Annotated in this window: 6 protein-coding genes; 2 read left to right on the forward strand and 4 right to left on the reverse strand. The window is 69.3% G+C overall.

The window, feature by feature from the left end:
• Positions 1-77: 77 nt before the first annotated feature.
• Positions 78-905, forward strand: coding sequence for a hypothetical protein (locus ACXN5W_RS12770; RefSeq protein ID WP_473158451.1), 828 nt, complete (start codon positions 78-80; stop codon positions 903-905).
• 121 nt (positions 906-1,026) lie between these two features.
• Positions 1,027-1,767 carry an SDR family NAD(P)-dependent oxidoreductase gene (locus tag ACXN5W_RS12775; RefSeq protein WP_473158440.1) on the forward strand — a complete coding sequence of 247 codons (741 nt, stop codon included), beginning with the start codon at positions 1,027-1,029 and terminating at the stop codon, positions 1,765-1,767.
• Between the two features lie 6 nt (positions 1,768-1,773).
• Here the strand turns inward: ACXN5W_RS12775 and ACXN5W_RS12780 are convergent, their stop codons facing one another.
• From ACXN5W_RS12780 to ACXN5W_RS12795, 4 genes are all read right to left on the reverse strand, one after another.
• Complete coding sequence (locus ACXN5W_RS12780) at positions 1,774-2,607, reverse strand: carbohydrate ABC transporter permease (RefSeq protein ID WP_473158452.1); 834 nt, start codon at positions 2,605-2,607, stop codon at positions 1,774-1,776.
• A gap of 107 nt (positions 2,608-2,714) precedes the next feature.
• Entirely contained in the window at positions 2,715-3,731 is a 1,017-nt protein-coding gene (locus ACXN5W_RS12785) for a carbohydrate ABC transporter permease (RefSeq protein ID WP_473158441.1), read from the reverse strand.
• Positions 3,728-5,020, reverse strand: coding sequence for a sugar ABC transporter substrate-binding protein (locus ACXN5W_RS12790; RefSeq protein WP_473158442.1), 1,293 nt, complete (start codon positions 5,018-5,020; stop codon positions 3,728-3,730). Before ACXN5W_RS12790 ends, ACXN5W_RS12785 begins: the two co-directional genes overlap by 4 nt.
• A 261-nt stretch (positions 5,021-5,281) precedes the next feature.
• Positions 5,282-5,554, reverse strand: a complete 273-nt coding sequence (locus ACXN5W_RS12795; RefSeq protein ID WP_473158443.1) for a GlsB/YeaQ/YmgE family stress response membrane protein — start codon at positions 5,552-5,554, stop codon at positions 5,282-5,284.
• Positions 5,555-6,000 lie beyond the last annotated feature (446 nt).

Consider the following 6,000-nt stretch of genomic DNA (forward strand, 5'->3'; position numbering starts at 1 on the left):
GTGCAATCAACTCACTGTCCGGTTCGACGTAGGCTGGGGAACCTGTCGGCAGGGGGTACGTATTGCGGGCTCGGACGATGGTGGCGGTCGCCGTGGTGGTCACGGTGCTGGTCGTGGGTGGTCTGTACGCGGGCGTCAACGGGCTGAAGGGGCAACTCCCCCGGGCGGTCGGCTGCGTGGTACAGGCCGAGGGCACGGTCAACCTTGACCCCGACCAGATGGCCAACGCGGCCACCATCACCGCGGTCGGCATCCGGCGGCACATGCCGGAGCAGGCCGTGGTGGTGGCGCTGGCGACCGCCTTTCAGGAGTCCCGACTGCGGAACCTCACCGGCGGCGACCGGGACTCGGTCGGGCTGTTCCAGCAGCGACCCAGCCAGGGTTGGGGCACCCCGCAGCAGATCCGGGATCCGCGCTACGCGGCCGAGCGGTTCTACAAGGCGCTGGCCAAGGTCCGGGGTTGGCAGCACATGCGGATCACCGAGGCGGCCCAGCGGGTGCAGCGCTCGGCTTTCCCCGAGGCGTACCAGCAGTGGGCCGACGATGCCGCGGTGCTTTCCCGGGCCCTGCTGGGCGATGCGTCCGGCGCGGTGGCCTGCACCGTCGCCCGGGAACCGGCGCTGCGCGGTGCCGCCGCGACGACCGCGCTGACCAGCATGGTCGCGCTGGACTGGGGTGCCGTGACGGCCTCCACGCCGGACCGTTCGCCCGGCTTCACCCTGACCGCCGGTGACGCCCGGGCCGGCTGGCGGTACGCGCACTGGCTGGTGTCGCACGCCGACGACAACGGAATCAAGCGGGTCCGCTTCGCCGATCTCCAGTGGACCGCCGGCGACGGCACCTGGTCGGCGGTCCGCGACGACGTGCCCAGCACCGGCCTGGTCATCGCCGAGGTGTTCCGGTAAGGAAGGGCACCTTTATCGCTTTCGGTATAGGAAGGGCCCCCGCTTAACCCAATGGCGGCAGCCCAACGCCCGGTCCGATTGTCGCCAGACGCGCCGTCCACGGTCGGCCAGGCTCTACCGCATGAACGAACTGACGAACAGGGTCGCGCTGGTCACGGGCGGCAGCCGGGGCATCGGAGCGGCGATCGTACGGCGCCTGGCCGCCCAGGGTGCGGACCTGGTGCTGACCTACGAGCGCGCCGAGGAACGGGCGGCGGCGGTCGCCGACGAGGTCAGAAGGTCGGGACGACGCTGCCTGGCCGTCCGGGCCGACGGCGGCGACGAGGCGGCGGTGACGGCCGCGGTCGACGGGGCGGTGGACCACTTCGGACGGCTGGACATCGTGGTCAACAACGCCGCCACCTTCCCGGTGGGTCCGCTGACCGACCTCGGGGCGGCGGCTCTCGATCGTGCCCTCGCCGTCAACGTCCGCGCCCCGTACCTGGTGTCGCGGGCCGCCGCCCGGCACCTCGGTGACGGTGGCCGGATCATCAGCATCGGCAGCAACATCGCCGAGCGGGTCCCGTTCGGCGGAATGACGCTGTACGCGCTGACCAAGACCGCCCTGGTCGGCATGACCAAGGGCCTCGCCCGCGAACTCGGGCCGCGCGGCATCACCGTGAACCTGGTGCATCCGGGTCCGACGGACACCGACGCCAATCCCGCGGACGGACCCAACGCCGAAACGATCGCCGCGCTGACCACGCTGGGCCGTTACGCCGTACCCGACGAGATCGCGGCCGTGGTCTCGTTCCTGGCCGGCGCCGACGGCCGGTACGTCACCGGAGCCGTCGTCAACGCCGACGGCGGGTTCGCCGTCTGACGCGGCTCAGCCCTTCACGGCCCCGGCGACCAGGCCGGCTGCCATCCGGCGTTGCACCAGCACGAAGAAGACGATGACCGGCAGGGTGAACAGGGTTGAGGCGGCCATCACCGATCCCCACGCCGTGTCGTCCCGACCGAAGAAGAAGGTCATCGCCACCGGGAGGGTGTACCGCTGCTGGTCGTTGATGAAGGTCAGCGCGAAGATCAGCTCGTTCCAGGCGGTGATGAAGGAGAAGATGCTCGTCGCCACGAGGCCGGGGGCAACCAACGGCAGCAGAATCTTGCGGTACGTCTGGAGCCGGCTGGCACCGTCGATCGCCGCCGCCTCCTCCAACTCCCTGGGTACCGCCGCGACGAAGCCGCGCAGCATCCAGATCGCGAACGGCAGCGAGAATCCGAGGTACGTCAGGATGAGGCTGGGCAGGGTGTTGTAGAGCCCGAGCCGCTGGATCATCAGGAACAGCGGGATGACCAGCGCCTCCAGCGGGATCATCTGGACCACGAGCAGCAGCATCAGGAAGGTGGTGCGCAGCCGGAACCGGAACCGGGCCACCGCGGTGGCCGCGAGCAGCGCGACCAGGCCGCTGAGCAGGACGGTCGCCCCGGCCACGATGGCGCTGTTGACGAAGAAGTCCAGGAAGGTGACGCCGGGGATCAGGTTGCCGGTCAGGATCTCCCGGTAGTGCGCCAGGGTGGGATGGGCCGGCACCGGCTGTGGGGTGGCGGCGAAGATGTCCTGGTTGGACTTCAGCGAGGTGGCGACCATCCAGTAGACCGGGAACACCGCGAACAGCGCCACCAGCAGTCCGGCCCCGTTGAGCGCGAACCGCCGCGCGATCCGGCCCGTCCCTGCCCGCCGCGCGATCCGGCCCGTCCCTGCCCGCCGCGCGGTCCGGCCCGTCCCTGCCCGCCGCGCGGTCCGGCCCGTCCGTGCGCGCCTCGCGGTCATGATTCCTCCTGCCTGAGCACCATGCGGACGTAGAGGCCAGTGACCACGAGCAGGATCACGGTGAGGATCACCGCGATCGCGGCGCCCAGGCCGTACTTCGGCGGTGGCGAGAAGGCCGAGGCGTACGAGTAGATGGACAGCATGAACGTCGGCCGGTCCTGGGTGCCGCCGGCCAGCACGTACTGCTGGGTGAAGACCTTGAAGTCCCAGATCGTGGAGAGCACGACGAGGATGCCGAAGACCGGCCGCAGCAGCGGGAAGGTCACCGCCCAGAAGATCCGCCACGGGCCCGCCCCGTCCACCCGGGCCGCCTCGTGCAGTTCGCTCGGCACGCTCTTGAGCCCGGCCAGCACGCTGACCGCGATGAACGGGAACGAGTGCCAGACGACCACCAGGGTCAGGATGGCGAAGAACAGCAGTGGCGAGTTGAACCAGCCGTAACCGGTCCAGTCGGTGCGGCCGAACAGCGCCGTGGACAACCCGTCGGGCAGGGCGTTGAACAGCCAGGTCACCAGGCCGCTCGTGTCGTCGAAGATCCACTTCCAGACGATCGCCCCGGTCAGCGCCGGGGTGGCCCAGGCCAGCATCACGCAGCTGCCGACGAACGTCGCCATCCGCCGGCCGAGCCGGTTGAGCAGCAACCCCACCAGGGTGCCGAGGATCATCGTGAGCACCACGTTGGCCGCGGCGAACAGCACGGTGTTCCGCAGCACCGTCCGGAAGAACGGGTCGGTCAGGATCTCCGTGTAGTTGTCCAGCCCCGCCCACGGCCACTCCCGGTCACCCCGTAGCTGCCGGACGTTGTTCAGCCGGAAGAACGACATGGCCACGACCTGGCCGAGTGGCCAGAGCAGCAGCACGCCGATGATGACGAGGCTGGGCAGGAGCAGCAGGTACGGCAGCGACGACCGTCGCGGCGGGTACGACGTCCGTCCGGACCGGGGCCAGCGGCGGGTCCTGCGGACCCGGCCACCGACCCCGGCTCTCGTACGGTCCCTGGTGAGGACGCTCATTTGCTGTTGAGGATGCTTTCCATCTCGGTGGCCGCATCCGAGGTGGCCTGGTCGACGGACTTCTGTCCCTTGATCACCGCGCTGTTCATCGCCTGGGTGACCGTCTTGTTCCGGCTGACCTCGACCCACTTCGGGGTGAGCGGGGTGAGCTTGGTGTCCCGCATGGCGGTCGCGAACGGCGCCATCATCCGGTCGCTCGCGTACGTGCCACCCGCGACCAGGTCCTGGTAGACCGGGAAGAAGCCGAGGCTGCTGGCCCACTTGCCGTCGTTGGCCTTGCTCAGCAGCACGGTCAGATAGTCCCAGGCCAGTTCCTGGCGGCTGCTGTCCTTCCAGACCGCGATGTCCGAACCACCCGCGAAGGCCGGCGCCGGCTTGCCGTCCGGCCCCGGGATCGGGAACGTGCCCCAGGACTTCTCGATGGCCGGGTTGTCCTTCTTCATGGCGCCCTGTTGCCAGCTGCCCGCGAAGGTCATCGCGGCCTTGCCGCTGGCGAACTGGGTCCGGGCGTCGACCTCGTTCCAGCCGGCGGCGGCCGGCGGGGCCACCTTCTCCCTGGTCACCAGCCCGGTCCAGAACTCGACCGCGCGGCGCGCCTCCGGGGTGGTGTAGCCGGACTTCCAGGTGTCGCCCTGCTTGGTCGCGATCTCTCCGCCGGCCGCCCACAGGAAGGAGTAGAACGGCAGCTCGGAGTTGCCGGGCAGGGCGATGCCGTACGTGCCGGGCTTCTTGGCCTGTACGGCCTTGGCGTCGGCGACCAGCTCGTCCCAGGTGGTCGGGGGTTGCTTGATGCCCGCCTCGGCGAACCAGTCGGTGCGGTAGTAGATGCCCCGGACGCCGGCGTACCACGGCACCCCGTACTGCCTGCCATCGAGCTGGGCGTTCTGCACGAGGTCCGGGAGGATGTCCTTGCCCTCGGCCCAACCGGACATCCGGTCGGTGAGGTCCGCCAGCGCCTCCTGCTGGGCCCAGCCCTGCGTCTCGGTGTTGCCAAGCTCGGTGACGTCGGGGCCCTCGCCTCCGGCCAGTGCGGCCTGGAACTTCTTCGGGGCCTCAAGCCACGGCACGTACTGGATGACCACGTCGGTTTCCGGGTGCTTCTGCTTGAACTCACTCTCGACGCCGTCGAGGAACGAGTTCTGCGCCTCGCCGCCCTCACCCATCATCCAGACGGTCAGTTTGCTGTTGTCGGCCGCCTTGTCGGCGTCCGACCCGCCGCACGCGGCGAGCAGCATCGCTGCCGAGGCCGCCACGGCGGTGACCGGGACGAGCCCTCTCCACCTCTTCACGACACGTCTCCCTCGCGCTTGGCACTAACCTTCTCTGCCGCACCCTAGTAGGAAAAATTCCTTTACGACAGGGGTGGCACCAAGGCCGGATCCGTCGCTCCGCCGGACCCCTCGCGACCCCGCTGAACACGGGTTATACCGTGCCGGTCGTCGGCGGACCGCGCAGGAGGCCGGAAACGGTCGAGGGGGGCGCGAGCCGTTCGACGAGCGACCCCCCCCTGCCCCCCCCCCTCGCGGGTTAACCGATGGTGATGGTGTGCGTCAGTACCGGCTCACGCCGCGCCGGCCACCGACACCGGCCACGATCGCCACGGCGATGGCGGCCACGACAACCTGCACCAGCAGCTCGGTCCAGTCGATGCCCTCGGTCTCGGTCGCGATCCCGGCGGCGCGGGCGATGACGGTGCCCAGCAGGGCGGCACCGACACCGATCACCATGTGCAGCCACATCGGCATGTTCTGGCGGCCCGGGACGACCAGACGGCCGAGCGCGCCGACAACGAGACCAACGATGAGCGCGGTGATGATCCCCATTACAGTCACGGTCGCCCTCCTCAGGGTGCGTCACACATTCACAATGTCTGTTGTTCTTGCTGTGTTGCACACGTAGTTCCCGAGGGCCCGAAAACTCAAACCGAACTCGCCGGCCAACTTGTCGCGGCGTGTCCGCTACCGCCCGATCCGCCGTCGCCGGCACGGCCGCGTTCGAGCAGCTCAGAACGCCCGATCCCGGGCGAATCGCAGCCCGAAGCCCACCGCCGACCCGCCCCAAAAATCCACCCCGTCGAGCCAGGCCCCACCCAGAAGGTCCGCCCGGAACACACCTACGACGGAATCAGGCCCACCCACGCTGGGGTCCCGCCGGGCCCGCCCACGACGGAATCAGGCCCACCCACGCTGGGGTTTTCGGGGGGGGGCGAACACACAACAAACAAACCTATCCACCCAAAAAGAGAGGGAGTGAAAGAGGAGAAACAAAA

The organism is Plantactinospora sp. A48 (assembly GCF_055793945.1).